The organism is Pseudarthrobacter sp. MDT1-40-2, assembly GCF_059383595.1.
Genome location: NZ_JBWZCL010000001.1, coordinates 556,815 through 581,343 on the forward strand (window position 1 = coordinate 556,815; position 24,529 = coordinate 581,343).

The 24,529-nt window shown below is 64.0% G+C and carries 21 protein-coding genes and 2 tRNA genes; 7 read left to right on the forward strand and 16 right to left on the reverse strand.

Annotation, left to right across the window (positions count from 1 at the left end; translation table 11 throughout):
* Positions 1-29 precede the first annotated feature (29 nt).
* From AC50X5_RS02600 to AC50X5_RS02610, 3 genes are read left to right on the forward strand one after another with little or no spacing between them, the layout of a single operon-like run.
* Complete coding sequence (locus AC50X5_RS02600) at positions 30-968, forward strand: AAA family ATPase (protein WP_494975212.1); 939 nt, start codon at positions 30-32, stop codon at positions 966-968.
* Positions 969-971: 3 nt separating this feature from the next.
* On the forward strand, positions 972-2,264 hold the full coding sequence (locus tag AC50X5_RS02605; protein ID WP_494974588.1) for a DUF58 domain-containing protein: 1,293 nt from the start codon (positions 972-974) through the stop codon (positions 2,262-2,264).
* Positions 2,265-2,274: 10 nt separating this feature from the next.
* The gene (locus AC50X5_RS02610; RefSeq protein ID WP_494974589.1) at positions 2,275-3,051 is read left to right on the forward strand and encodes a DUF4166 domain-containing protein; all 777 of its coding nucleotides are present in this window, start codon (positions 2,275-2,277) and stop codon (positions 3,049-3,051) included.
* Here the strand turns inward: AC50X5_RS02610 and AC50X5_RS02615 are convergent, their stop codons facing one another.
* The 9 genes from AC50X5_RS02615 to AC50X5_RS02655 form a co-directional block, all read right to left on the reverse strand.
* Positions 3,052-4,113 carry a uroporphyrinogen decarboxylase/cobalamine-independent methonine synthase family protein gene (locus AC50X5_RS02615; RefSeq protein WP_494974590.1) on the reverse strand — a complete coding sequence of 354 codons (1,062 nt, stop codon included), beginning with the start codon at positions 4,111-4,113 and terminating at the stop codon, positions 3,052-3,054.
* Positions 4,110-4,490: a chorismate mutase gene (locus AC50X5_RS02620; protein ID WP_494974591.1), complete on the reverse strand. Its 381-nt coding sequence runs from the start codon at positions 4,488-4,490 to the stop codon at positions 4,110-4,112. Before AC50X5_RS02620 ends, AC50X5_RS02615 begins: the two co-directional genes overlap by 4 nt.
* Positions 4,491-4,550: 60 nt before the next feature.
* Positions 4,551-6,254 carry an ABC transporter ATP-binding protein gene (locus AC50X5_RS02625; RefSeq protein ID WP_494974592.1) on the reverse strand — a complete coding sequence of 568 codons (1,704 nt, stop codon included), beginning with the start codon at positions 6,252-6,254 and terminating at the stop codon, positions 4,551-4,553.
* Positions 6,251-7,273 carry an ABC transporter permease gene (locus AC50X5_RS02630; protein ID WP_494974593.1) on the reverse strand — a complete coding sequence of 341 codons (1,023 nt, stop codon included), beginning with the start codon at positions 7,271-7,273 and terminating at the stop codon, positions 6,251-6,253. Before AC50X5_RS02630 ends, AC50X5_RS02625 begins: the two co-directional genes overlap by 4 nt.
* The gene (locus AC50X5_RS02635; protein ID WP_494974594.1) at positions 7,273-8,364 is read right to left on the reverse strand and encodes an ABC transporter permease; all 1,092 of its coding nucleotides are present in this window, start codon (positions 8,362-8,364) and stop codon (positions 7,273-7,275) included. The genes AC50X5_RS02630 and AC50X5_RS02635 overlap by 1 nt, the downstream gene beginning before the upstream one ends.
* A gap of 129 nt (positions 8,365-8,493) precedes the next feature.
* Positions 8,494-10,122, reverse strand: coding sequence for an ABC transporter substrate-binding protein (locus tag AC50X5_RS02640; RefSeq protein WP_494974595.1), 1,629 nt, complete (start codon positions 10,120-10,122; stop codon positions 8,494-8,496).
* A gap of 218 nt (positions 10,123-10,340) precedes the next feature.
* A complete protein-coding gene (gene mnmA / locus AC50X5_RS02645) occupies positions 10,341-11,483 on the reverse strand; it encodes a tRNA 2-thiouridine(34) synthase MnmA (RefSeq protein ID WP_494974596.1) in 1,143 nt (380 codons plus the stop codon).
* Between the two features lie 131 nt (positions 11,484-11,614).
* Positions 11,615-12,835, reverse strand: coding sequence for a cysteine desulfurase family protein (locus tag AC50X5_RS02650; protein ID WP_494974597.1), 1,221 nt, complete (start codon positions 12,833-12,835; stop codon positions 11,615-11,617).
* Between the two features lie 83 nt (positions 12,836-12,918).
* On the reverse strand, positions 12,919-13,623 hold the full coding sequence (locus tag AC50X5_RS02655; RefSeq protein ID WP_494974598.1) for a hypothetical protein: 705 nt from the start codon (positions 13,621-13,623) through the stop codon (positions 12,919-12,921).
* Between the two features lie 242 nt (positions 13,624-13,865).
* Here AC50X5_RS02655 and AC50X5_RS02660 point away from each other — a divergent pair, with 242 nt between their 5' ends.
* Together AC50X5_RS02660 and AC50X5_RS02665 are read left to right on the forward strand one after the other, a co-directional pair.
* Complete coding sequence (locus AC50X5_RS02660; RefSeq protein WP_494974599.1) at positions 13,866-14,825, forward strand: J domain-containing protein; 960 nt, start codon at positions 13,866-13,868, stop codon at positions 14,823-14,825.
* 18 nt (positions 14,826-14,843) lie between these two features.
* On the forward strand, positions 14,844-15,311 hold the full coding sequence (locus AC50X5_RS02665) for a tRNA (cytidine(34)-2'-O)-methyltransferase (RefSeq protein ID WP_494974600.1): 468 nt from the start codon (positions 14,844-14,846) through the stop codon (positions 15,309-15,311).
* Between the two features lie 15 nt (positions 15,312-15,326).
* On the opposite strand, the gene AC50X5_RS02670 is transcribed toward AC50X5_RS02665, so the two are convergent.
* The 4 genes from AC50X5_RS02670 to AC50X5_RS02685 all read right to left on the reverse strand — a co-directional run bounded on the left by AC50X5_RS02670 (position 15,327) and on the right by AC50X5_RS02685 (position 19,720).
* Entirely contained in the window at positions 15,327-16,115 is a 789-nt protein-coding gene (locus AC50X5_RS02670; protein ID WP_494974601.1) for a PIG-L deacetylase family protein, read from the reverse strand.
* Positions 16,116-17,072 carry an electron transfer flavoprotein subunit alpha/FixB family protein gene (locus AC50X5_RS02675; protein ID WP_494974602.1) on the reverse strand — a complete coding sequence of 319 codons (957 nt, stop codon included), beginning with the start codon at positions 17,070-17,072 and terminating at the stop codon, positions 16,116-16,118. It lies immediately after the preceding gene.
* Between the two features lie 15 nt (positions 17,073-17,087).
* A complete protein-coding gene (locus AC50X5_RS02680; RefSeq protein ID WP_494975213.1) occupies positions 17,088-17,888 on the reverse strand; it encodes an electron transfer flavoprotein subunit beta/FixA family protein in 801 nt (266 codons plus the stop codon).
* Positions 17,889-18,142: 254 nt separating this feature from the next.
* Complete coding sequence (locus AC50X5_RS02685; protein ID WP_494974603.1) at positions 18,143-19,720, reverse strand: S1C family serine protease; 1,578 nt, start codon at positions 19,718-19,720, stop codon at positions 18,143-18,145.
* Between the two features lie 295 nt (positions 19,721-20,015).
* On the opposite strand from AC50X5_RS02685, the gene AC50X5_RS02690 reads away from it, so the two are divergent.
* Together AC50X5_RS02690 and AC50X5_RS02695 are read left to right on the forward strand one after the other, a co-directional pair.
* The gene (locus AC50X5_RS02690) at positions 20,016-22,067 is read left to right on the forward strand and encodes a TPM domain-containing protein (RefSeq protein ID WP_494974604.1); all 2,052 of its coding nucleotides are present in this window, start codon (positions 20,016-20,018) and stop codon (positions 22,065-22,067) included.
* A gap of 116 nt (positions 22,068-22,183) precedes the next feature.
* Positions 22,184-22,984, forward strand: a complete 801-nt coding sequence (locus AC50X5_RS02695) for a PspA/IM30 family protein (protein ID WP_494974605.1) — start codon at positions 22,184-22,186, stop codon at positions 22,982-22,984.
* An 80-nt stretch (positions 22,985-23,064) separates the two neighbouring features.
* On the opposite strand, the gene AC50X5_RS02700 is transcribed toward AC50X5_RS02695, so the two are convergent.
* The 3 genes from AC50X5_RS02700 to AC50X5_RS02710 all read right to left on the reverse strand — a co-directional run bounded on the left by AC50X5_RS02700 (position 23,065) and on the right by AC50X5_RS02710 (position 24,452).
* A complete protein-coding gene (locus tag AC50X5_RS02700) occupies positions 23,065-24,012 on the reverse strand; it encodes a cytochrome b/b6 domain-containing protein (RefSeq protein ID WP_494974606.1) in 948 nt (315 codons plus the stop codon).
* A 137-nt stretch (positions 24,013-24,149) separates the two neighbouring features.
* Positions 24,150-24,223, reverse strand: a tRNA-Met gene (locus AC50X5_RS02705).
* Positions 24,224-24,378: 155 nt separating this feature from the next.
* Positions 24,379-24,452, reverse strand: a tRNA-Met gene (locus AC50X5_RS02710).
* Between the last annotated feature and the right edge of the window lie 77 nt (positions 24,453-24,529).

Below are 24,529 nucleotides of genomic sequence, written 5' to 3' on the forward strand. Positions count from 1 at the left end.
CTGCGCCGAACCAGGGACATGACCCCGTCATGCAGGCGTTCCACGATGTCCGCAAGGAGGTTGCCAAGGCTGTGGTGGGCCAGGATGCCACTGTCACGGGGATGCTGATCGCCCTCCTGTGTCGCGGCCACGTCCTGCTCGAGGGCGTGCCGGGCGTCGCCAAGACCCTGCTGGTCCGCACCCTGTCCGCGGCGCTGGACCTGGACACCAAGCGAATTCAGTTCACTCCGGACCTGATGCCGGGCGATGTGACGGGATCGCTGGTCTATGACTCCCACACCGCTGAGTTCAGCTTCCGCGAAGGCCCGGTGTTCACCAATATCCTGCTGGCTGACGAAATCAACCGCACGCCGCCCAAAACCCAGGCTTCCCTGCTGGAAGCGATGGAAGAGCTGCAGGTTTCCGTAGACGGTGAATCACGGACGCTGCCTGCCCCGTTCATGGTGGCTGCAACCCAGAACCCGGTGGAGTACGAGGGCACCTATCCGCTCCCGGAGGCCCAGCTGGACCGTTTCCTGCTCAAGCTGACCATGCCGCTGCCTGGCCGCAATGATGAAATTGAGGTTATCCGGCGGCACGCGTCGGGCTTCGATCCACGCGATCTGGCCGCCGCAGGTGTCCGGCCAGTGGCCGGTCCCGCGGAGCTGACGCGGGCACGGGAGGCGGTTGCCGCCGTCGAGGTTGCCCCGGAAGTGCTGGGCTACATCGTGGACCTCGCGCGTGCCACCCGGGCGGCGCCGTCGTTCCAGCTGGGTGTCTCGCCACGCGGAGCTACGGCGCTGTTGAACACCTCCCGGGCGTGGGCGTGGCTGTCCGGGCGGGTTTTCGTGACACCGGACGACGTCAAGGCCCTGGCGCTGCCCTGCCTGAGGCACCGGGTAGCCCTGCGCGCGGAAGCCGAAATGGACGGTGTCCAGATCGACGATGTCCTGGGCAGCATCCTGGCCGCCGTACCCGTTCCGCGCTGAGCCGTGGCGATCTCGGGGCGTGCCGTCCTGTTGGCGGCGCTGGCAACTGTGGTGCTGGTGATGTTTCCGTCGTGGCTGACGGCGATGTGGCTGGTATTGCTCCTCGTTGCCCTGCTGGCCGCAGATCTCCTGCTCGCTGCGCAGCTTAAAGCCGTGCACCTGGAACGGCTGGACCCCGGGAACGTTGTGCTGGACGGTACTGCGGAAAGCGTGCTGCGCATCCAAAACAATGGCAAGCGACGTTTACACGGCACCATCAAGGATGCCTGGCAGCCCTCCGCCGGCGCCCTGAATCCGGTGCAGGACCTTGACGTACCGAAGCAGGCCACCCGCAGGATAACCGTCGGGTTGAGGCCCACCCGGCGCGGCGACCTCCACGCACCCCATGTCACCATCCGCGCCTACGGTCCCCTGAAGCTGGCAGCCCGGCAGCGCAGTTACCCGTGCCCCGGGACCTTGCGGGTACTGCCGCCGTTCCGCTCACGCCGGCACCTACCGTCCAAGCTGCGCCGGCTTCGCGAACTGGATGGCAAGGCGGCCGTGCAAATCCGTGGCGCCGGGACAGAATTCGATTCGCTGCGGGACTACGTGCGCGGTGATGACGTGCGTTCCATAGACTGGCGCGCCACCGCCCGCCGGTCCGCCGTCGTCGTCCGTACCTGGCGGCCGGAGCGGGACCGCCGGGTGATCATCATGCTGGACACTTCACGCACCTCCGCCGTGCGGATCGGCGACGAGCCACGGTTGGACACCGGGTTGGAAGCGGCGCTGCTGCTGGCGGTGCTGGCGGAACGCGGCGGAGACCGGGTGGAGTTCTTCGCCTTTGACCGCCGGACACGCGCCCAGGCAGGATCAGCCGGCAGGGGTAACCTCCTGGCCGCGCTGGTGCAGTCCATGGCGCCGCTGCAGCCGGAACTGATCGAGCTCGACTGGCCGTCCGTACCCGGACAGGTCCGGGCACTGTCCGCTCACCGGGCGCTGGTGGTGTTGCTGACCGCGCTTGACGGCGGAGTTCCGGAAGAAGGACTGATTCCGACGGTGGTACGGCTCGCCCGCGACCACACCGTCGTGGTTGCCTCGGTGCGTGATCCGCTGTTCGAGGAGCTTCGCAGCCAGCGGGCAACCGCTGCTGACGTCTTCCGCGCTGCCGCTGCAGAACGGGCCCTGTTGGAGCGGGACGCCGTGGCCGTCCAGTTGCGGCATGCCGGAGTTGAAGTAGTGGACGCCGGTCCGGACGGACTGCCGCCGCAGCTCTCTGATATGTACATCCGGTTGAAGGCCGCGGGACGATTGTGAGGTCAGGACAATGACGGGTGCAGCAATGAGCGCGAGCGTGGAACCAGGGGGCCGCCCGGCCATTTACCCTGCTGTGCTGGGCAGCGAATTCCAGCGGCTCCAGCCTGAAGTACAGGAATACTTCAGGCTGGCGCCCGGCCAGGGACAGTACGGAGTGGGTGAAGGAACGTTCGAGGTGGTGGGCTGCCGGCAGGCATGGCTGCGGCCCATGCTCAGGCTGGCTGGCCGGGAGGAAGCGCTGTTTCCCGAATACGGTGAGAACATCGCCTTCCGGATCGAGAACCACGCCCACCTTGATCCTTTCGGGCGTTCCAGTCTGACGGCACGGCGGGAGATCAGGTTTCCACAACGCACCCGGCTCTTCCAGGACACCACCAGCCTTGTGGAAGGAAACCCCGGCAACCCGGGGGTCCCGCCGCGGCTGGTGGACTACCTGGGCAGGAACCGCAGGCTGGTCACCGACCTTGCGCTGGGTGTATCGGCGGCAGGCCGCTTGCGCGGCGTGTCGGCGGCATCCCGGCTCTTCCTTGGTCCGCTGCGTATCCCGTTGCCGGCTGCCCTGGATGCGAAGGCCTTCGCGGAGCAGTGGTGGGATCCTTCGCTGGGCGACTCGGGCAGGCACCGGATCCAGGTGAAAGTCATCCAGCCACAGGTGGGGCTGGTGCTGGTTTATGCCGGCAGTTTTGACTACTCGCTACGGCCTTACCGCGGCCGCTCGGCCGCAGCCACAGACCCGCGATACCTTCCGGGCTATGCCCGGCCTGACCGTTGGGAAGGCCGGAGCTGATCAGCCCAGGGCCAGTTGGTTGAGTTCGTCGGCAGCCTGGGTCAGGCTGGTCAGTACCGCCGTTGCCGCCCGGGGCGACAGTTCTGCCAAACCTGCAGAGGGGGTAAGCCGGACAGCGGTAACGGACTCCGGCGTCAGGCCAACCTGCCGCCAGGGACGCCAGACGTTGTCCAGGATGTCTGCCGGGGCGGGGAGTCCGGTGCCGCTGACGTCAGCGGCACCGGCCCACAGCCGCTTTCCCGATTCCACGGCACCGGCCAACTGCTCCCACTGCCGGATGGTAAGCGCCCTGAGGGAGACGGCCACACCGTCCGCGCCCGCGGCCAAAACGATGTCGATCGGTGCCTCCACCTCGGGCACTGCCACGACCACTTCGGAGGCTCCGGCGTCGTGCAGTGCCTTAACCACCAGCCGGAGCGACTCGGTGACTTCCTGCCTGCCCAAAGAACGCAGCGTCTGGTAGCCGCTCGCGGTGGGAATGGTGCCGGCGAGGACGGCGGCGATGTCCGGTTCATCCACCTGCACCACCAGTCGGGCCGAAGGTACCGCCGCGGCTACCTTGCGCAGGTAACTTTCGACGCCGGCGGCCAGCGACGAGGCGATGTCCCGCCGTGCGCCGTAGTCCAGGAGGGCGCGCTCCCCGTTGTGCAGGTGCAGGCCCGTCGCGAGGCTTAATGGCCCCATCAGCTGAATTTTGAACTCCGGCGCCTGGAGATCTTCCGCGCCTGCGACGTCGGCCAGCACGTTGATGTCGGTGGATAGTGCGGAGAGGGCGCGGCGCATGTCCTGGCCGGGCCGGTCAACAATCCGCCAGCCGTGCGGCTGCACGTCCACGGCCAGCTCCACCAGGAGCGAGGCCGTGCGGCCCAGCGCATCCGAACCGACTCCACGGTCAGGCAGTTCCGGCAGGAACGGCAGGTGGGGATTACCCAGTTCGCCGCGGACAATCCTGATGGCCTCCACCGGATCCTCCCCCGGCCATGGACCCAGGGCTGTGGCAGTGACCTGGCGGGGCTCTACGACCGGACTGTCTGCTGCTTTACCGTTAAGGGCCGAGGTCATCGCAGGCTGGACTCGTGGTTTTCCGCAATGGCGTCATGGTGGCGGATGACCTCACCGATGATGAAATTCAAGAACTTCTCGGCGAAGGCCGGATCCAGGTGGGCATCTTCGGCGAGTCGCCGCAGTCGTGCGATCTGTGCTGCTTCGCGCCCCGGATCGCCGGCAGGAAGCCGATGCTTGGCCTTGAGGAATCCCACTTTTTGGGTGGCTTTGAAGCGCTCTGCCAAGAGGTAGACCAGCGTGGCATCAATGTTGTCGATGCTGGAGCGGATGGAGAGCAGCTCTGCCATTATCGAATCGTCTACTTTACCGGCCAGGGAACTGGCTGTGGCGTCGTAGGGTTCGGTGTCCGGAACATTGGGATTCTGCTGCGTCATGCTCCAAGTCTAGGGGGGGGGGGGAGGGGAAACACCCCCCCCCCCCCCCCCCCCCACGGCCTATATGCCCAGCAGCGCGCGGTGCTGTTCGCGCCGCCTGGCCTGCTCATCCGGGTCCGGAACCGGCAGCGATGCGATCAGCCGCTTCGTGTACTCGTGCTGCGGATCACCCATGACCTGGTTGCCGATTCCCTGCTCCACCAGCCGGCCCTTGTAGAGCACACCCACCCATTGCGAAAGGATGTCCACCACCGCGAGATCGTGGCTGATGAACAACGCGGCGAAGCCGAACTCCTGCTGTATCTCTCTGAAGAGCTCGAGCACCTTGGCCTGCACCGATACGTCCAGGGCAGATGTCGGCTCATCCGCGATCAGCAGCTTCGGGTTCAGGATCAGTGCCCGCGCCAGTGACGCACGCTGGCGCTGCCCGCCGGACAACTCATGCGGGTACCGGTCAGCGTACGACGCCGGCAACTGGACTGACTCAAGCAGCTCACCCACGCGTTTGCGCGCCTGCGCCGGGCTCGGGTTGGTATGGATGATCATTGGTTCCGCTACACAATCGCCGATGGTCAGCTGCGGGTTGAAGGACGCCGCCGGATCCTGGAAGACGAAGCCGATATCCTTCCGGAGCGGTTTGAATGTACGCTCCCTGAGGTTCAGCATCTCGTAGCCCAGCACCTTGAGGCTTCCGCCGGTGGTCCTGTTCAGCCCGGCAATGGCACGGCCGATGGTGGTTTTTCCTGATCCGGATTCGCCCACCAACCCGAATACTTCTCCCTCGGACAATGTGAAGCTGACCCTGTCCACTGCCTTGAACGCGGGAGTTCCCAGGCGGCCCGGATACTCGATGGTGAGGTCCCTGGCCTCCACCAGCACTTTTGAACCCTGGTGCGCACGTTCGGTCAGCCCTTCGGAGGCGGAGTTGCGTCCCAGGTGAGGCACAGCCGCCAGCAACCGTTTGGTGTACTCCTGCTGCGGCTCCGCGAAGAGCGCCCGCGAAGGAGCCTCCTCCACGACGTCGCCCTGGTACATCACCACTACCCGGTCCGCGAGGTCGGCCACGACTCCCATGTTGTGCGTGATCAGCACAATGGAGGTGCCGTATTGGTCCCGGAGATCACGCAGCAGTTCCAGAATTTCCGCCTGGACGGTGACATCCAATGCGGTGGTTGGCTCATCCGCCACGATCAGTCCCGGATTCAGGGCCAGGGCGGCGGCGATGACGACGCGCTGCTTCTGACCGCCGGAGAACTGGTGCGGGTAGTAGTTGACCCGTTGCTCCGGATCCGGAATGCCTACCTTCCGCAAGGCCTCGACCGCCCTGGCCTTGGCGTCCTTGGCCGAGACGCGCTTTCCCGTGCCGCTTGCGTGGGCACGGATGCCCTCGGCGATCTGCCAGCCGACTGTGAATACCGGATTCAGTGCGGTGGAGGGCTCCTGGAATACCATGGCAACGTCGCGGCCGCGGATCTGCCGCAACTTTGCTGCGCTGACGCTGATCACGTTGTTTCCGTTGATGAGGACGGCGCCGCTGCTGATTGCGGTCTCGGGCAGCAGGCCCAGAATGGTCTTGGCCGTCACGGTCTTACCGGAACCGGACTCCCCCACAATGGCCACGACTTCACCGGCCCCTACGTCCAGGCTGACGTCCTTGACTGCGTGGACGTCACCGCCGTCGGTAGCGAACGTGACCTTGAGGTGGCTCAGGCTCAGTACCTTGCCCGCAGGGTCCTGGACAGGCTGGTCGATATTGACGCTCATGACTGTCCGCCTTCAGGTTGTGTTGTCGGCTGAGCGGCTTGTGTTGTTGGCTGTGCGCCACCCGCTGCCGCCCGCTTGCGCCCACGGAGCCGTGGATCGTTGAGGTCATTGATGCTTTCGCCCACCAGGGTCAGCCCCACCACCGTCAGTACGATGGCAAGACCAGGAAACAAGCCCGTCCACCAGATACCGGACGTGGTGTCTGCGAGCGCCTTGTTCAGGTCGAAGCCCCACTCGGCGGCGGAACTGGGTTCGATGCCGAAGCCCAGGAATCCCAGGCCCGCGAGGGTGAGGATTGCCTCAGATGCGTTAAGCGTGAAAATCAGGGGCAGCGTCCGGGTGGCATTGCGGTAAATGTGCCTGGCCATGATGCGGATGTTTGATGCCCCCACCACCTTGGCCGATTCCACGAAGGGTTCAGCTTTGAGCCTGATGGTTTCCGCACGGATCACGCGGAAGTACTGCGGGATAAACACGAGGGTGATAGCTGTTCCGGCGGCGAAGATGCCGCCAATCAGGCTGGACTGCCCGCCGCTTATCACGATGGCCATCACGATAGCCACCAGCAAGGAGGGGAAAGCATAAACGGCGTCAGCAATAACCACCAGGATCCGGTCCAGCCAACCGCCAAGGTAGCCGCTGACGAGGCCCAGCACCACTCCGATGATGATCGACATCGTGACGGCAACAACAATCACGAACACGGCCGTCTGTGAACCCCACACAACCCGGGACAGGACGTCGTAGCCGCCTACCGTGGTGCCGAGGAGGTGTTTGCCGCCCGGTGACTGCTGCGTGGGGAAATTGCCGTCGGCGTCGGAGAGCTGGGCAAAGCCGAAGGGTGCCAGCAGTGGTGCGAAGATGGCCGTCAGGAGAAATCCTGCCGTAATGATCAGGCCGGCCACGAGCATGCCGCGCTGCAGGCCAACGCTCTTATTGAAGTGCGAGACCACGGGTAACCGGCGGTAGAGGGGAGACCGCGGATTCACTACCGGTTCGAGGCTTGGTGTCGTTGTCATCAGTACCTCACCCGGGGGTCGATCAGCGCGGCGATGATGTCCACGATGAAGTTGGTCAGGGCCACAATGATGGCGAGCAGCACCACGATTCCCTGGACGGCCACGAAATCCCGGGCCGTCAAATAGTTGGCCAGCTGGAAGCCCAGGCCCTTCCATTCAAAGGTCTTTTCGGTCAGGACGGCACCGCCCAGCATCACTGCTATCTGAAGGCCCATCACGGTGATGATGGGGATCAGGGCCGGCTTGTACGCATGCTTCGTCACCAGCCGGAACTCGCTCACGCCGCGTGAACGGCCGGCTTCGATGTAGTCCTTGCCCAGCGTGCCGATCACGTTGGTGCGCACCAGCCGCAGGAAGATTCCCGCAGTCAGCAGTCCCAGAGCAACGGCCGGCAGTATGGCGTGCGAGACAACGTCACCGAAGGCCGCCATGTTGCCGCTGCGCAGGGCATCCAGCCAGTAAATTCCCGTGGGGGATGCGAGTGAGGTCAGGGCCAGTTCACTGGAGGTTCTGGCCCGGCCGGCCACGGGCAGCCAGCCCAGCCAGACTGAGAACGTCAGTTTCAGCAGCATGCCGGCGAAGAACACCGGAGTGGCGTAGCAGAGGATGGCGAATACCCGGAGCACAGCGTCAGGGGCCTTGTCGCGCCGATGGGCCGCAACCATGCCCAGCGGAATACCCACAAGCAGGGCTACCAGCAGGGCGTTGATGGTCAGTTCCAGGGTTGCCGCGCCGTACGTGGTCAGCATTTCCGAGACGGCACGGTTGTCAGTGATGGTGCGGCCGAAATTACCGGTAGCGAGCTGGCCCAGGTACTCGAAGTACTGGATGAGCACGGGCCTGTCATAGCCGGCGTCGTGGATGCGCTGCTCGAGCTGCTCCTGGGGCAGCCGCCCGCCCATGGCTGCGGTGATGGGGTCTCCGGTGATGCGCATCAGGAAAAACACCATGGTGACCAGGATGAAGATGGTGGGGAAGATCAGCAGGAACCGGACCAGGATGTACTGCCCCAGTCCCCCGCCTGATGATTTCTTGGAGGCTGGAAGTAGTCCGTCCGCGTCGTTTGGCGGCGCCTCTATCAGTGTTGTCATTCTTACCTCGGATTGTCACGGCAGGCGCCCGCTTCTCCCTGTAGGGGGCGGGCGACTCGGCCACACGAAGGGCGGGACGCCTACGGGCGTCCCGCCCCGCGTGCGGTCAGAACAGGATGGTTGGAACCCTTACTTGGACATCACGCCAAGACGGGTCTTGAACGATGCGTCAAGCGTCTTTTCGACACCCTTCACATCTGTACCTGCCACCATGACCTGGGCACCCTGCAGCAGCGGCAGCGTGGAAAGGTCCTCTGCGATGGCCTCCTGGGCTTCGCCGATCAGCGTGGCGCGCTCTGCCTTGTCGGTAGTGACCAGTTGCTTGTTGATGACCTCGGTGACTTCCGGATTCTCATAGTGATTGCCAAGGAAATTGCCCGGGATGAAGAACGGGGTGAGGTAGTTGTCCGCATCCGAGTAGTCCGGGAACCAGCCGAGCTGGTACACGGGATAGGCGTCTGCGCGGCGTTCCTTGGTGTAGGTGGTCCATTCAGTGGACTTCAAGTCGACGGTGAAGAGGCCCGACTTTTCCAGCTGCTCCTTGACCAGGGCGTACTCGTCAGCCGCAGAAGTTCCATAACGGTCCGTGTACTGCAGCTTGAGGTCCACCGCCGACGTCACGCCGGCATCTGCCAGCACCTGCTTTGCCTTGTCGAGGCTGGGCTTGCCGTTGCCGTCCCCGTACAGGCTCTTGAGCGGCTCGGTTGCTCCTTCAAAGCCCTGCGGCACGTAGGAGTAGACGGGAGTGTAAGTGTCTTTGAACACCTGCGATGCTATGACGTCGCGGTCCACGAGGTGTGCCACGGCCTGGCGCACGGCCAAGGCCTTGGCGGGGTCAGCCTCGGGCGTCTTTGCACCGAACGGCATGGTGTCGAAGTTGAAGACCATGTAGCGAAGCTCGCCACCCGGTCCCTTGTGCACCTTGACCTTGGAATCCTTCTCGAGATCGGCGACGTCCGTGGCAGTAAGGATCCGGCCGGCGACGTCGATGTTCCCCTGCTGGACATCCAGCTTGAGGTTGTTCGGATCCGCGTAGTGCTTCAGCGTGGCGCCGCTGTTGACTGCAGCACCGAGCAGGCCCTTGTACTCGGCGTTGGGCTTGAAGCTGACCAGTTCGTTCTTCTGGTAGCTGTCGATTGTGTACTGGCCGGCGAATGGCTTCGCTTCGATGATCGCGTCATCGTCCATGATCTTGTCAGCCGGGAAGACATCTTCATCGACGATTGGTCCCGGGTTGGAGGCAAGGACGCCGGGGAAAACCTGGTCATCTGCGGCTTTGAGGGTGAATACCACCGTGGTGGGATCCTGGGCTTCCACCTTTTCCATGTTGGCCAACAGCGATGCCGGGCCGTTGGGATCGTTGATAGCCACAACGCGCTCGAAGGAGAACACGACATCGGAGGAATCAAGGGTGTTGCCATTGGCGAACTTGAGGTCCGGTTTGAGCTTGACCGTGTACTCGGTGGGGCTGGTGAAGGACGCTGACTCGGCGATGTCCGGGGTGGCGTCGGCCGTTCCGGGGGCATAGTTCAGCAGGAAAGGATAAATCTGGTTCATCACCATGAAGGAGCCGCCGTCGTAGGAACCGGCGGGATCGAGGGTGACCACCTTGTCGGTGGTACCGAAGGTGATGGCACCCCCGGCAGCGTCGGTGGCGTCTCCGCCACCGCCGGTGGGGCCCGTGCAGGCCGTCAGCGCGAGCGCGGAAACGCCTGCCAGCGCGATGGCACTGTGCAGGGATTTGTTGAGCTTAGTCATCCTTGAACTTTCTGTTCGATGAATAGACGCCAGCCGTCCGCCCGGGAATCTGTGGACCCGGGGGCGGCAAGCGGATCTGATTCCCTGATTCAACCAGAAAGTTTTCAGATGAAACGGTAAATTTGCGCGATTCCTGTGACTCGAGACACAAAATTTACACGAGTCGGCTCTCAGTACCGGATCCTTGGGTTATTTCCCGTATCCGATGGTGGGGCACATCAGCCGAGCTCGGCGCGCTGCAAGGACCGTGCGGTGTCGATGGTCGCCTGGCCCAGCACCCGGCTGCCCTGGTAAAGGACAACCGTCTGCCCGGGTGCCACGCCGCGCAGTGGATTGGTCAACCGGACGACCAGTTTGGCCGACGCTTCGGAGTCATGACCGCCAGGGCGTTCCATCCAGGCGGTGGCTGGAACAGGATCGCCGTGCGCACGCACCTGGGCGAAGCAGTCGAATTCCGCACCGGTACCGATCTCGGCAATGGGAAGCCCTGCCCAGGACACCTTGATGCCCCGGATCTCATCAATGGCGAGGAGTGCCTCGGGGCCAACCACTACCTTGTTCTCTTTGGGGCGGATCTCCAGGACAAAGCGTGGCTTGCCATCGGCAGCTGGAGTACCCAGCTTCAGGCCACGCCGCTGACCCACGGTGAAGGCGTTGGCTCCCGGGTGCTCACCCACCTTGGCCCCGGTCTCATCCACGATGTCACCGGTGGTCATGTCGATCTTTTCCGCGAGCCAGCCGGCGGTGTCGCCGTCGGGAATGAAGCAGATGTCGTGGCTGTCGGGCTTGTTGGCGACAGAAAGGCCCCGGCGCTCGGCTTCTGCACGTACCTCTGCCTTGGACGGGGTGTCCGCGAGCGGGAACATGGAGTGCTGTAACTGCTCGTGGGTCAGCACACCCAGCACGTAACTTTGGTCCTTGGCCCAGTCTGCGGCGCGGTGGAGTTCCGGGTTTCCGTCAGCATCCTTGATGACCTTGGCATAGTGCCCGGTGCAGACGGCGTCAAAACCGAGGGCGATGGCCTTTTCCAGCAGGGCAGCGAATTTGATGCGCTCGTTGCAGCGCATGCAGGGATTGGGGGTCCGGCCGGCGGCGTACTCATCAATGAAGTCCTGGACCACGTCTTCCTTGAAGCGCTCCGAGAAGTCCCATACGTAGTACGGGATACCCAGCACATCGCAGGCCCGCCAGGCATCGCGGGAATCTTCGATGGTGCAGCAGCCGCGGCTGCCGGTGCGCAACGTCCCGGGCATGCGGGACAGCGCCAGATGGACCCCGACGACGTCGTGACCCGCCTCCACGGCTCGTGCTGCGGCTACAGCGGAGTCAACTCCGCCGCTCATGGCTGCTAAAACTCGCATGCTGGCTTTCTGGTGGGGAAGGCTGGGAGGTCATCGCAGGCCTCAACCTGCCTTAACATTCTAGGGCCTCAACGCACAAGCCGCGATTACCGGACGGCGTAGCCGGCATCCGGGCAGCCGGAAAGAAACCGTCAGAGCCCGCTGCGCCCCACGGTGCCGGCCGTCTGGATGGACGATTCGTGCCCCGCCATTCCGGCCTGCCGGGCCCGGGCGTAGGCGTTGGGCAGCGCGGCGAGCAGGGCCTGGACGTCAGCCTTTGTCGAGCTGTGGCCCAGCGTGAACCGCTGGGCTCCGCGGGCGGTTTCCTCGTCAAGTCCCATGGCCAGCAACACATGGGAGGGCCGCGGCACTCCCGCCGTGCAGGCGGATCCGGTGGAGGACTCCACACCAACCAGGTCCAGCAGGAACAGGAGCGAATCGCCTTCGCAGCCGGGAAACGTGAAATGGGCGTTTCCGGGCAGCCGGCCGGCTCCCGGGGCTCCGCGCAACACAGCGTCCGGTACTGCCGCCAGGACGCCGTCGATCAGTTCATCCCGCAGGGCCGCGATCCGGGCAGACTCCGCGGAAAGGGCAGCTGTGGCGCCCTGGGCCGCGGCCGCAAAGGCGGCAATGGACGCGGTGTCCAAGGTCCCTGACCGCACGTCCCGTTCCTGCCCGCCGCCGTGCTGGACGGGTGTGAGCTTCACGGCACGCCCCAGCAGCAGCGCGCCAACGCCCACCGGGCCGCCGATCTTGTGGCCGGATATGGACATGGCGTCCAGCCCGGAGGCCCTGAAGTCAACCGGCACGGAGCCGAAGGCCTGCACGGCGTCGGAATGGACCGGAACTCCTGCCGCGTGCGCCAGTTCCACGATGTGGCTGATGGGCTGGATGGTTCCCACCTCGTTGTTGGCCCACATCACCGAAACGAGGGCGATGCTTTGGGGGTCGTTAGCGAGTTCAGACTCAAGGACGTCCAGGTCCACCACCCCTTCGCTGTCCACCGGCAGCCAGGTGACCTGCGCGTGCTCATGACGTTCCAGCCACTCCACGGTGTCCAGCACCGCATGATGTTCGACGGCGGAGCAGAGGATGCGCCGGCGGGACGGGTTTTCAGCAGACCGCGACCAGAACAGCCCCTTCACTGCGAGGTTGTCAGATTCGGTGCCTCCGGAGGTGAAGATCACCTCCGAGGGATGGGCTCCGGCTGCCGCGGCAATGGTTTCGCGGGCGTCTTCCACCGAACGGCGGGCGCGTCGGCCTGCCCCGTGCAGGGAAGAGGGGTTGCCGGTGCGGGTGAGCTCCCTCGTCAGAGCGGCCAGCGCCTCAGCAGACAGAGGCGTGGTGGCGGCGTGGTCAAGGTAAACAGGCACCCCCCAATTCTAGCCGCGTTCCTGGCGTCGGGGGCTGGCACCCCGGGCGCTGGATCGGCCGTGGGGAAGCTGCACCTGCCCCATCAGTTCGAGGGTGGAACCACCAGGAGGCGTTCCTGGACGTCTGTGCGGGCGCTGGCGACAGCTGCGGCGTCGTTACAGGTAATCGAGATGTAGATACTGGAGCCAGCGGTGCCGAAGAGCCGCGCCAGTACTGCCGTGGGTTTGGCCCCACCGGCAGCAGGCCGCTCAAGCTGGAGAACTTCGACGGCGGGTCCCGGCTTGTCCAGGTCGCCGCCCCAGCGCAAGGTCCGGGTGGTGAGGTACTCCGGCAGGATGGTGGCGTCCAGGTATTTGAAGAGCGCAACGGTTGAGGCGTGGTCATCCGTGGACACGAGCGGCCACTGGTTGGTGCGTACTTTAGCTGCCACCAGGCAGCCATCGACCCGTTGATACTGGGATTCCCCTGCCACGTTCTCCTTGACCAGTGTCCAGCCCGGCGCCTCCTTCAGCCCATCAGAGATACCTACCGGTACTCCCCTGGCCAGCGTCCCTCCGGCAGCAAAGGGCATGTCTGCGGCCGCAACTGCCGCGGCGTCGTGTCCTGGAGTGATGGTCGGCGTGGCAAGCCCGGGGGTGGCAGCCACGGGCGCAGGCGCGGTGGGGTCCGGAATGTCAACGGAGCAGCCGGAGGCGGCCAGGACAACAACACCAAACAGGAAGGGCCTGAGCACCCGGCGGCGCCGCAGCCGGTTCCGCTGCCCTGGCCTCTTGTTCGTCTCGTCCACATCTACCCCACTAAGTCATGGCGGGTCCGGTCTGCCGTCCCTGAAAGATTCTAGACGGGGCCGCGGCTGCATTCGGCAAAGCCAACCTCAGACCACAGCTGCGGATTATGCCGCGGGCGTAGCGGATCAGTGCATACCGGGAACCCCGGGCATCCGTGCAATCGTTGAACCAGCAGGCCCGTTACTATGGGCGTGCCCTCCCGGGCGACGGGGCAGGGCTACCGGAACCGAAGGATACTTGCTTGACTGAGAGCACCATCTCGCACTACCAGGTCCTCCGTATTGCCGTTACCGCAACGGACAAGGAGGTCAAGGTGGCATACCGTAAGGCCGCCAGGCTGGCCCACCCGGACCAAGGCGGCGATGCCGCGGCATTCCGGCGGATAACGCAGGCTTACGAAACCCTGATCGACCCCGCGCGCAGGCGTGCGTACGACCGCTCCTATGCCCGCGGCACCGGCCCTGCCGCCGAGCAGGAATCCCAGGAAGCCCATTTTGATGCTCCGGCCGCAGGCAGCCACGCCTCGGCAACCATTCACCGGCCCACAGCGTCACGCAACACGGCCGGCGATCCGCCCGTCTACTGGCCGCCCTACCCTGAGCCGGGTTCGGCCGTGGCCGAGGTGCCGCTGATTCCGTTGGCCGAGGCCAGCCGGCAGGTCCACGGCATGCCGCGTAAGCGCGGAATCTTCGGAGCCGAAGCACGCATCCAGCGGGAGTTGCAGACCGTCCAGCTCATTGACCGGCAGGTGCTGTCCGCGATTCCCGCAGCCCGGCTGGTTAACGGCCTCCAATCCCCGGCCGACAACAGCCACATCGACCATGCCGTGCTGTCCGGCTACCGCCTGGCACTGGTGGGCTCCATGCTGCTTCCCAAAGGCGCCTACGCGTGGGACGGCCAGACCCTCAGGCATGGTGGACGCTCGGTGGCCCCGCCGCAGCTGACCCAAACGGTCCGCGCAATGCAGGAAGTCTTCCCGGAATTGAACGTGACCGGCTGGACTGTGGTGCTGAGCCCTGGCGGGAACCCGCACGAGCCCATCATCGACCAACACCGGCGGAGCACCTTAGCCGCGTCCCCCATCAGGGTTGTCAACGCGGCCGGGCTGGGCCGCGGGCTGAAGGAGTTCCTTTCTTCCGGCCCGATGCCCAACACGGTCAACGTGCCGGTTCTGGCACGGCTGCTGAGGGGCATGCACTAGGCAGTTTAGGATTGGACGGTGTTCCGCATCCTCTTCCACACCCCCGAAATTCCCGGCAACACCGGAAATGCCATCCGCCTCGCTGCCATCACGGGTGCCGAGCTGCACCTGGTGGAGCCGCTCGGTTTCGATTTCTCCGATGCCAAGCTGCGTCGCGCCGGCCTGGACTATCACGACCTCGCCGTGGTGACCGTCCACAAGAACATCGAGGACGCCTGGGCGCACCTGCAACCCGAACGCGTCTACGCTTTCACGGCCGACGGCGAAGCCCCCTACACCGACATCAGTTACCTTCCCGGAGACGTCCTGATGTTCGGACAGGAATCGACCGGCCTTCCGGAAGACATCAAGCGGGATCCACACGTCACCAAAACGCTCCGGCTGCCCATGCTTCCGGCGCTGCGCTCGCTGAACCTCGCCAACGCAGCGTCGATTGCGGTGTATGAAGCCTGGCGCCAGCACGGATTTGCCGGGGCGAGGATGTAACTTCCCGGCAAAGTATCAGAACCCGGCGATCGTGTCCGGTCCGTTGACCTGCACCACGTGGAAGGCCTCCGCGCCTGCCCCTTCTGGCAGCCCTGCCCGCCGGCCATTGCGCAGCAGCGTGGCCCGGACCACTTCTTCCATTGCTTCCGCATCGGGATGCTGGGAGACGTGGACATGGACGGCCTTGACCTTGGTATCCATGAAAGCCGACACATCCACAAAGTGGTTCTCGCGTTCCTCAGGACCGGCGAACAGCCAGAGCCACGGAACTTTGTACGCTTCCAGGCCGGCAGCCGCAAGCTCAGGATAAGCAAAAGGATTCTCCACCGCGGGGTAGATGGCCCGGGTTACGGCCTCCCCCGCCGCCAGGTGGTCCGGGTGGCTCTTCTGCAGGCGGTTCCAGTTCCGCTCCGGGTGCAGGGAAAGCACGACGTCGGGCCGCAGTTCCCGGATCAGCTTGACCACTGCACGGATCACCTCATGTGAAGGCTCAAGGTAACCGTCGCGCTGGTGCAGGTAATAGATATCAGAAACTCCGGCCAGGCCTGCCGCTTCCTGCTGTTCCGCAGCCCGAAGGGCCGCGATACCGTCCCGGTTTTCCGGGTCGAAGCCGCCGGCGTCGCCGTCGGTCATGATGCAGTAGCTGACCTTGACCCCGGCAGCGGTCCAGGCCGCGACCGTGCCGGCAGCACCGAAGTCGATGTCATCAGGATGGGCGGCAAAACAGAGCACCCGCTCAACCCGCTCTGTTGCGGGGTTGAACGGACTCTCTGCCGGAAGGGCAGCGTTCAGTCCTCGGGACAACTAGGAACCCTGTCGTTTCCGGATTTCCTCGGCGGCCTGCGGAAGCACCTTGTGAAGGTCGCCGATGATGCCGAAATCAGCAATCTCAAACACCGGGGATTCAGCATCCTTGTTCACAGCAACGATCACCCTTGCGGTCTGCATGCCGGCCTTTTGCTGGATGGCACCCGAAATACCTGCCGAAATGTAGAGCTCAGGCGAGACGGTCTTGCCGGTTTGGCCAACCTGGGCATCGTGGCTGATCCAGCCTGCGTCTGTGGCAGCACGGGAAGCCCCAACGGCGGCACCCAGCGCGTCAGCAAGCTCCTCAACGGGACCGAAGTCGCCGTCGACTCCGCGCCCGCCGGCAACCACGATCCGCGCATCAACGAGGTCGGGGCGGCCGCTGGCCGTTTTCGGCGTCCGGGAGGTCACCCGGGCCGAGGAAGCGAACGCATCCGCTGGCGTCTCGACTGTTAGTTGTACGGGCTCCACAGACGTGGCTGCCGGCTCCGGCGTCACACTGTTTGCCTTGATGGCCAGGACGGCTACAGATGTAGTGGCCCGGCAGGCTGTGGTGTAGGAGCCTGCCAGCACCGCTTTGTGGGCCGTCCGGTCCGGGTCGACGGCAACGACATCGGTAATAACACCCGCGCTGAGCCGGATGCCCACGCGGGCGGCAATTTCTTTGCTTCCCGCGGAGTTTTCCAGGATGACCGTGTCAGCCTGGGCGGCAGCCGCAGCCGTGGCCACGAAAGCCGCCTTAGGGCCGATGAGATAGTCATCCAAGGTGGCATTTGCCGACCGGTAAATTGCCGAGGCGCCGTAGTTTCCCAGCTCTGAAGCGGCACCGGGCGACAGGTCGCCACTTACAGCTACAGCAGCTTCCCCCAGCCCGCGCGCGATGGTCAGCAGCTCCAGGCTCCCCTTTTTCAGGGCGTCGCCGGGGTTGTCAATGAATACAAGTACCTTTGCCATGTCTGTGGGTTCCCCTTAGAGCAGCTTCTGGGCGGCCAGGTAGTCCACCAGCTTGATGCCGGCGTCGCCCTCGTCAGTGATGATGGTTCCCGCGGTGCGGGGCGGCCGTGAGGCGGCGGATTCCACGGTGGTCCAGGACCCGGAGTGGCCCACCTGGGCAGGATCCAACCCGATGTCCGCAAGCGTCAGCGTGGTGATGGTCTTGCGCTTGGCGGCAATGATCCCCTTGAAGTTGGGGTACCTGGGTTCATTGATCTGGTCCGTGACGGAAACCACGGCAGGCAGTGAGGCCTCGATGGAATCCGTGGAGAAGTCGCCGTCACGACGCGCCACCAGGGTATTTCCCTGCACATCAACCGATGAGGCAAAAGTGACCTGGGGCAACGCCAGCCGCTCTGCCAGCTGCGCCGGAACCAGCGAAGTCTCGCCATCGGTGGAGGCCATCCCGGTAATGACCAGGTCCACCTGCCCGCTGGCTGCGAGGTGCCGGATGGCTGCCGCCAGTGCCAGCGAGGTGGCTGCGGCATCGGAGCCCGCCAACGCATCATCGATGACGTGGACGCCCTCGGTGGCACCCATCTGCAAGGATTTCTTGACGGCATTCACTGCACCGGAAGGCCCCATACTGAGGGCGATGACCTGGTTGCCTGCCTTGCTGCCGCCCCGCGCCTCAATCAACTGCAGGGCCGTTTCCAGGGCGTACTCGTCCAGTTCGGAAAGAATGCTCTCCGCGCGGTCCATCGTGTGGCCCTCGCCAGTGAGGTGTCGGTCGAACTGGGCGTCCGGTACATGCTTGACCAGGACGATGATCTTCAATGTATCTCCCACTGTTTCTACAGCAGCCTTCCATGTTTGCGGTAGCCAGCCCCGTTGGGGCGTAGCCATGGACTGCCCGGGTCACGGGTAGCTCCTAGCTAACCACAAAGCCCGGACATGTTCCCGCCCGCGTTAACGCCCATGTCTCACCGGCAGGTCTCCAAGCAACGCCCGACGGCGGCGACCCCCTTCTGGAAGGAAGTCGCCGCCGTCGGGCCGTGCTTTCAGTTCGGCCCTGTGCCCCCCCTGATTGGTCAGTTTTCGGCAGTTCCGAGAGTGACGTCCAGGGTCTGTTCCTGGCCGTTGCGCAACACCGTCACCTTGACCTCCGCACCGCCCGCCTGTTCCCGGACTGCCGCGGTGAGCTGGTTCGGCTCACTGACCGCCCGGTCGTTCAGCCGGGTGATGACGTCGCCGACTTTGATGCCGGCCTTGTCCGCAGCTGATCCCCGCTCCACAGTGGCCACTTCGGCGCCTACCGAGAACTCCGAGGGGGTCGAGGAAGCGGTCTTTCCCTTCACGCTGACGCCAAGCTGGCCGTGACTGGCCTCGCCATTGTCCACAATTTCCTGCGCAATGCGCTTGGCATGGTTGATCGGGATGCTGAAGCCGACCCCGATGTTGCCCGTGCTCGAGGAAGCCTCGGAGCCCGCCGAAGCGATCGCCACATTGACGCCGATGACCTCACCCTTGCTGTTCACGAGCGCGCCGCCTGAGTTGCCGGGGTTGATCGCCGCGTCCGTCTGGATGACGTTGATGGCGATCGAACTGCTGGCCGCGTTCGGTGTACCTCCCCCGGGCGGGGCGAACTGGAAGCCTTCGCCATCCTCACCTTCGGTCTCGTCGCCGTTTTCCGGGGCAGCGGCAGAAGCAACACTGATGGTCCGGTTCAGCGTGGATACGATGCCGTCGGTCACGGTGCCAGTGAGGCCCAACGGGGAACCAATGGCAATGGCAGTATCGCCGACGTTGAGGGCGCTTGAATCTCCCAGGGTGGCAGGGGTCAGGCCGGAAGGATCCTCGGCCTTAATCACCGCCAGATCGGACAACGGGTCTGTTCCCACCAGGCTGGCCGCGATAACGCGGCCGTCCGAGGTGCGGATTTCAAGATTCGCGTTCGCCGTTGCGCCATCCAGCGTGACCACGTGGGTGTTGGTCAGGATATGGCCTTGATCGTCAAGGATGATGCCGGAGCCCGTGCCTCCTTGGTTTCCGCTGCTGGCGCTGATGGTCACCACGCTCGGCGTTGCCTTCAAGGCGGCCGCAGTGATCTCGTTGACGCTGTCCGTGTTGTTGACGATCACGGTTTCCTGCTGCGAGCCCCCGCTGAGGGGTGCACTGCTGTTGTCGAAGCCGTTCCCGAGGCCCACGGCCGCGACGCCGCCACCCACCAGGCCAGCCGCCAGGATGCTGGCCACCAGGGTCCCGACCCCGAAGCCTGCCTTGCGCTTGGGCTGGGTGTACGCGGGGCCAAAGCTGCTTCCCGGAGCTGAATGCTGCTGCCCGGGATATTGCTGGTGGGAGTACTGCTGGTTTGAGTACTGCTGGCTTGAGTGCCCAGGCGTCGCGCCCCGGGGATCTGCGTGTTCCGGAGCTGCCCAAGGCTCCCGCGCCGGGTACTGGGGCTGGGGCTGGGACCATGAGCCCGTCGTTTCATCGCGCCGCTCGATGGGGAAAGTGGGGTGGGGTACTGCGGAACTGTCAATCGGCGCTGTCTGGTGTTCTGCTGCCGCCTGGTTGTGACCGTCGCGGGCCGGTGCTGCCTGTTCAGGGACGTCGTTTACCGGACCGTCATTTTCCGGTCGTTCGTCTTGCCTCGGGTTCTCAGTCATTGGAATTCCTCTCGTGCTCGTCTGCCCTTAACTATGGACCCTCCTGCTGGGATCCGGGCGAGCATTTGCTGGAAGCTTCCTGAGAGCTTCTCAAGCCCTTGGGGCCCTTTTAAAGCTTCTAAAGATGGGTTTCGCTAGTGGCATATTCGGCGCTGTGGACGGGATATCCGGTGCACCATAGAATCAAATGGAATGCCACAGCGACCTGCGGCTACACACCTGCGTGGGGGCGCTGCTGGATTCTGCGACGACCGATTCGTCCCGGATCGGTGTCTGGCGTGCTGAAGGGTTGCACATGCGGTCAAAGTTCAAAGGTATTCTCGCCGGCCTCGGCCTTGCCGGTTTGTTGATGGCTCCGGCCGCTGCGGCCTGGGCTGAGGAGCCAGTCACCCTCAATAAGGAAACCAAGATCGTGGACTCCGCGGGCGTTTTAGGTGGCCGCGCTGATGAGGTCGAAGAAGCTATCAAGAAGCTTGGCACCGAGCATGCCACGGTGTTGCACGTGGTCTTTGTCGACCGCTTCGAAAATCCAGCGGACCGCGAGGCATGGACGGACGAAGTAGCCCAAGCTGCTGACTTGGGATCAAATGCCCTGCTCCTGGCGGTAGCCACAGCCCCGGATGCCCGCCAGTACATCCTTAATGCTCCAGGCGACAGCAAAATTACTGCCGAGCAGCGCCGCACCATCGAACAGGAAGTCATCAATCCGCAGCTCGGCCAGGGAAACTACCCGCAGGCCGCCATTGATGCCGCCACCGCTGTTGGCAACGCCGCTGAAGGCGGCAAGGGCACCTTGGATGAATCTGGCACCAGTGCCGGCGTCCTTGTAGGCGTGGGCGCTGTTGTTGCCGCGGGCGGCGCAGGAACCTACCTTTACCTGCGCAACCGGCGGAAGAAGGCCGGCCAGGCGAGCCAGCACGCCGGCACCGGACATGCCGCGCAGGGGCAGAAGGCTGACCCGCTGGCCGGGCTCAGCATCGAGGACCTTCGCAAGAAGAGTGGTTCCCTGCTGATCGAGGCAGACAACGCCATCACCTCCAGTGAGCAGGAGCTCGGCTTCGCGCAGGCGCAATACGGCGATGCCGCCGTCGGAAACTTCACCAAGGCGTTGAAAGATGCCAAGGCGCACATGAGCGAGTCCTTCAAGCTGCAGCAACAGCTGGACGATCACATTCCGGATACCGAAGAACAGCAGCGCAGCTGGCTGGGCGAAATTATCCGCCGTTCAGAGGCCGCACTGGCATCCCTCGACGAGCAGAAGGCCGACTTCGATTCCCTCCGCGAACTCGAAAAGAATGCTCCCCGGGCACTCGCCAGCGTTGAGGATGGGCTGCAGAAGGCAGCGTCCAAGATCTCCGGCGCTGAGCAATCGCTCGAAATCCTGCGTACCAAATACGCCGAAAGTGCCCTGGTCCAGGTATCGGACAACATCAGCCAGGCCAAGGAACGCATCGATTTCGTGCGGACCGCAGTTGGCTCAGGCCGGGAAAAGCTCGATGCCGGCGAGGCCGGGCTGGCTGCGGTGGCCGTCCGCGCAGCTGAGGAAGGACTCCACCAGACCAACGTGCTGCTTGACGCGATCACCAAGGTGTCCGGCAGCCTGGACGAGGCGCACCGGGGACTCGAAGCAGCCGTAGTGGACACGTCCCGGGACCTCGCACAGGCACGAGCCATGGTCCAGTCGGGTGCTCATCCGGAGCTTGCAGGACCCGTGGCTGGAATAGAAGCCGTTCTAGGCCAGGTGAAATCCGAAATCGACGGCGGCAAGATCGATCCGATCGCCACCCTGCAGCGCGTCGAAACCGCCCATCAGTCACTGGACCAGGCGCTGACAGGCATCCGTGACAACCAGGAGCAGGCACGGCGCGCTCAGGCATCCCTGCAGCAGGCCATCATGGCAGCGCAGGCCCAGATCAGCGCCACCTCGGACTACATCACCGCACGCCGCGGCGGCGTAGGTACAGAGGCAAGGACCCGCTTGGCAGAATCGCAGCGAAATCTCGACTATGCGCTGTCCATCTCCCGCACCGATCCGGTCACGGCACTCACCTACGCCCAGCAGGCGCATGCCCTTGCTGTGCAGGCTGCCCATTTGGCCCAAGCGGACGTCGACAATTTCGGCTACGGCAACCAGGGCTATGCCAACCAGGGCTACGGCGGCGGCATGTTCGGTGGCGGTGGCGGCGGCGGGCTCGGTGGAGCCATTCTTGGTGGCATCCTCATTAACTCCATACTTGGCGGTGGCGGCGGCTGGGGCGGCGGCCACAGCGACGGCGGCGGCGGCGACTGGGGCGGCGATGCGGGCGGCGGCTGGGGCGGAGACTCCGGCGGCGGCGGTGATTTCTAGCCCCGGGCGTAACAGAACCAGCGTTGGGTGGCCCGGGCTGCGCAACGTGTAGAAGCGGTACAACAACTGATCACTGATTTCAGTGGCCACCACTGAGCGGGACGAAAGGCAACATTATGGTTAAGCAGTCCATCTTCGGCCGAATTTCACAGCTGGCAAAAGCGAACATTAATTCGCTGCTGGACAACGCCGAGGATCCCCAGAAAATGCTGGACCAGATGGTCCGCGACTACACCAACAACATTGCCGAGGCTGAATCCGCCGTCGCTCAGACCATTGGCAACCTTCGAATGCTGCAGGACGACTACCGCGAGGACGTCAAGAACGCACAGGATTGGGGCAACAAAGCGCTGGCCGCTTCACGTAAGGCAGATGAGCTCCGTTCCAGCGGTAACGCAGCGGACGCGCAGAAGTTCGACAATCTCGCAAAGGTAGCCCTGCAGCGTCAGATGGCCGCAGAGAACGAAGCGAAAGGCGCAGAACCCAGCATCGCTTCGCAGGAAGAGGTGGTGGAGAAGCTCAAGACCGGCCTGGACCAGATGAAGGGCAAGCTGAACCAGCTCACCAGCAAGCGCAACGAGCTGGTGGCGCGTTCCAAGACAGCCGCCGCGCAGTCCCAGGTCCACGATGCCATCAAGAGCATCGACATTCTGGACCCCACCAGCGAGGTCGGCCGCTTCGAAGAGAAGATCCGCCGCGAAGAAGCCAAGGTGCGGGGGCAGCAGGAGCTTGCCTCGTCCAGTCTTGACGCCCAGTTCAACCAGCTGGAGGACCTCGGCGAGCAGGTCGAAATTGAGGCCCGCCTGGCCGCTCTGAAGAACGGCGGCGCCAAACCTGCCATTGGCGCAGCAGGCGCGTCCGGGGCAGCCCAGACCAGCGACAGCACCGTTGACGAAGCAGATTTCGACAAGCTGTAGACACCCGCACGACGCCTCACAGCAAGAGGACCGGAATTCGTAGAGAATTCCGGTCCTCTTCTATTAATGGCTAACGGGGCCTAGCGGCTGACCTTGCCCATCAGCGAAGCAATGGGCCGCAGGAAAATGGGCTTCGCCAGGAACCACGCGGCAGCCATGACTGCTACCGAGGCGAGGAACAACCAGAAACCCAGCCAGCCCTCGCCGTCGGTACCCGCGTACATGTGGTTGAGGTTGCGCAAAGCACCTGTGGCAAGGACCAGGAAGACGTGGACAACGATAAACGCCACGAAGTAGATCATGACCGGGAAATGCACCGCCCTGGCCACTTCAATCGGGTAGGCGCGGTTGAGGCCCTTGGCCTTGGCCGGCCAGGCTGCTGACATCCGAAGGCCGGTGATGAACGCCAGCGGGGCCGCGATAAACACAGTAGCGAAGTAGGCCAGGAGTTGCAGGGCGTTGTAGTTGATCCAGCCATTCTCGGTGGGCCAGTTCAGCGAAGCGTATTGCAGCGCCGCTGAAAGGGCATTGGGGAACACATCCCAACTGGTGGGAACGATTCGCATCCACTGACCTGTGGCAAAGAGCAAAATGGCAAATACGACGCCATTGATGATCCACAACACATCCAAGAGCAGGTGGAACCACAATTCGAGCGTAATGGTGGTTGGCGGCCTTTTGGTGCGCAGGAGACCCTTATTGTTCCGGGTCCAGCGGCCACTCGGCCGCGTGGTGGTCCGGACCTGCCAGCCCGAGCGGATAATCAGCAGCAGGAAGAACCCGTTCAGGAAGTGCTGCCACCCCAGCCAAGCCGGAAATCCTACGGGTGCGCCCTCAGGGAGGCTGCTGTGGCCGGAATACTCCTGCAGGAACGCCGCTACCGGGTCCAGGGTTACCAGCCACCTGGCCAGCAGCACCAGCAGGACCAGCGCCACCAGCACCCCCGGCACGCCCCAATACAACCTGGACCTGCGGCTCTGGGTGGATCTGCTGCTCAGGGCGCCCGGCTTCTTCGCGGGTGTGGACATTAAAGCATTCCTCTCGAGAACGGCCCGCCGAAGCTACCAATCCGGCGGGTCTCTGCCAACGAGAATACTAGGAACCAGGGGAAGCTCTAAAAGAATGGCCCCGCCGGCGTAATGCCTGACAGGACCATTCATTCTTGTTGCGGGGGCAGGATTTGAACCTGCGACCTCTGGGTTATGAGCCCAGCGAGCTACCGAACTGCTCCACCCCGCGTCGCTCGAACAACACTACCCTAATTTCGGGACACACCCGACCACTTGCTGATGCCGTCACCGGGCGGCACCGGAAGCTCAGCGGATCACCATGAACACACGCTTAAAAGCGGGAGGCCCGGAAGTTGTTTCCAACTTCCGGGCCTCCGTTTTCAGTTGCGGGGACAGGATTTGAACCTGTGACCTCTGGGTTATGAGCCCAGCGAGCTACCGAACTGCTCCACCCCGCGTCGCACTTATAACTCTACCAACAGGTAAACATTGAGCCAAATCGAGGCGCCGTGATCTGTGTCTCCAGGCCCGCACC

Excerpts from the sequence above, each read along its gene's own strand:
- AC50X5_RS02625 (WP_494974592.1), bottom strand. The coding sequence starts at position 6,254 with ATGAGCGTCAATATCGACCAGCCTGTCCAGGACCCTGCGGGCAAGGTA.
- mnmA (WP_494974596.1), bottom strand. The coding sequence starts at position 11,483 with ATGCGAGTTTTAGCAGCCATGAGCGGCGGAGTTGACTCCGCTGTAGCC.
- AC50X5_RS02600 (WP_494975212.1), top strand. The coding sequence starts at position 30 with ATGCAGGCGTTCCACGATGTCCGCAAGGAGGTTGCCAAGGCTGTGGTG.
- AC50X5_RS02675 (WP_494974602.1), bottom strand. The coding sequence starts at position 17,072 with ATGGCAAAGGTACTTGTATTCATTGACAACCCCGGCGACGCCCTGAAA.
- AC50X5_RS02615 (WP_494974590.1), bottom strand. The coding sequence starts at position 4,113 with ATGACCTCGGCCCTTAACGGTAAAGCAGCAGACAGTCCGGTCGTAGAG.
- AC50X5_RS02640 (WP_494974595.1), bottom strand. The coding sequence starts at position 10,122 with ATGACTAAGCTCAACAAATCCCTGCACAGTGCCATCGCGCTGGCAGGC.
- AC50X5_RS02610 (WP_494974589.1), top strand. The coding sequence starts at position 2,275 with ATGACGGGTGCAGCAATGAGCGCGAGCGTGGAACCAGGGGGCCGCCCG.
- AC50X5_RS02635 (WP_494974594.1), bottom strand. The coding sequence starts at position 8,364 with ATGACAACACTGATAGAGGCGCCGCCAAACGACGCGGACGGACTACTT.
- AC50X5_RS02690 (WP_494974604.1), top strand. The coding sequence starts at position 20,016 with ATGCGGTCAAAGTTCAAAGGTATTCTCGCCGGCCTCGGCCTTGCCGGT.
- AC50X5_RS02620 (WP_494974591.1), bottom strand. The coding sequence starts at position 4,490 with ATGACGCAGCAGAATCCCAATGTTCCGGACACCGAACCCTACGACGCC.
- AC50X5_RS02700 (WP_494974606.1), bottom strand. The coding sequence starts at position 24,012 with ATGTCCACACCCGCGAAGAAGCCGGGCGCCCTGAGCAGCAGATCCACC.
- AC50X5_RS02630 (WP_494974593.1), bottom strand. The coding sequence starts at position 7,273 with ATGACAACGACACCAAGCCTCGAACCGGTAGTGAATCCGCGGTCTCCC.
- AC50X5_RS02685 (WP_494974603.1), bottom strand. The coding sequence starts at position 19,720 with ATGACTGAGAACCCGAGGCAAGACGAACGACCGGAAAATGACGGTCCG.
- AC50X5_RS02695 (WP_494974605.1), top strand. The coding sequence starts at position 22,184 with ATGGTTAAGCAGTCCATCTTCGGCCGAATTTCACAGCTGGCAAAAGCG.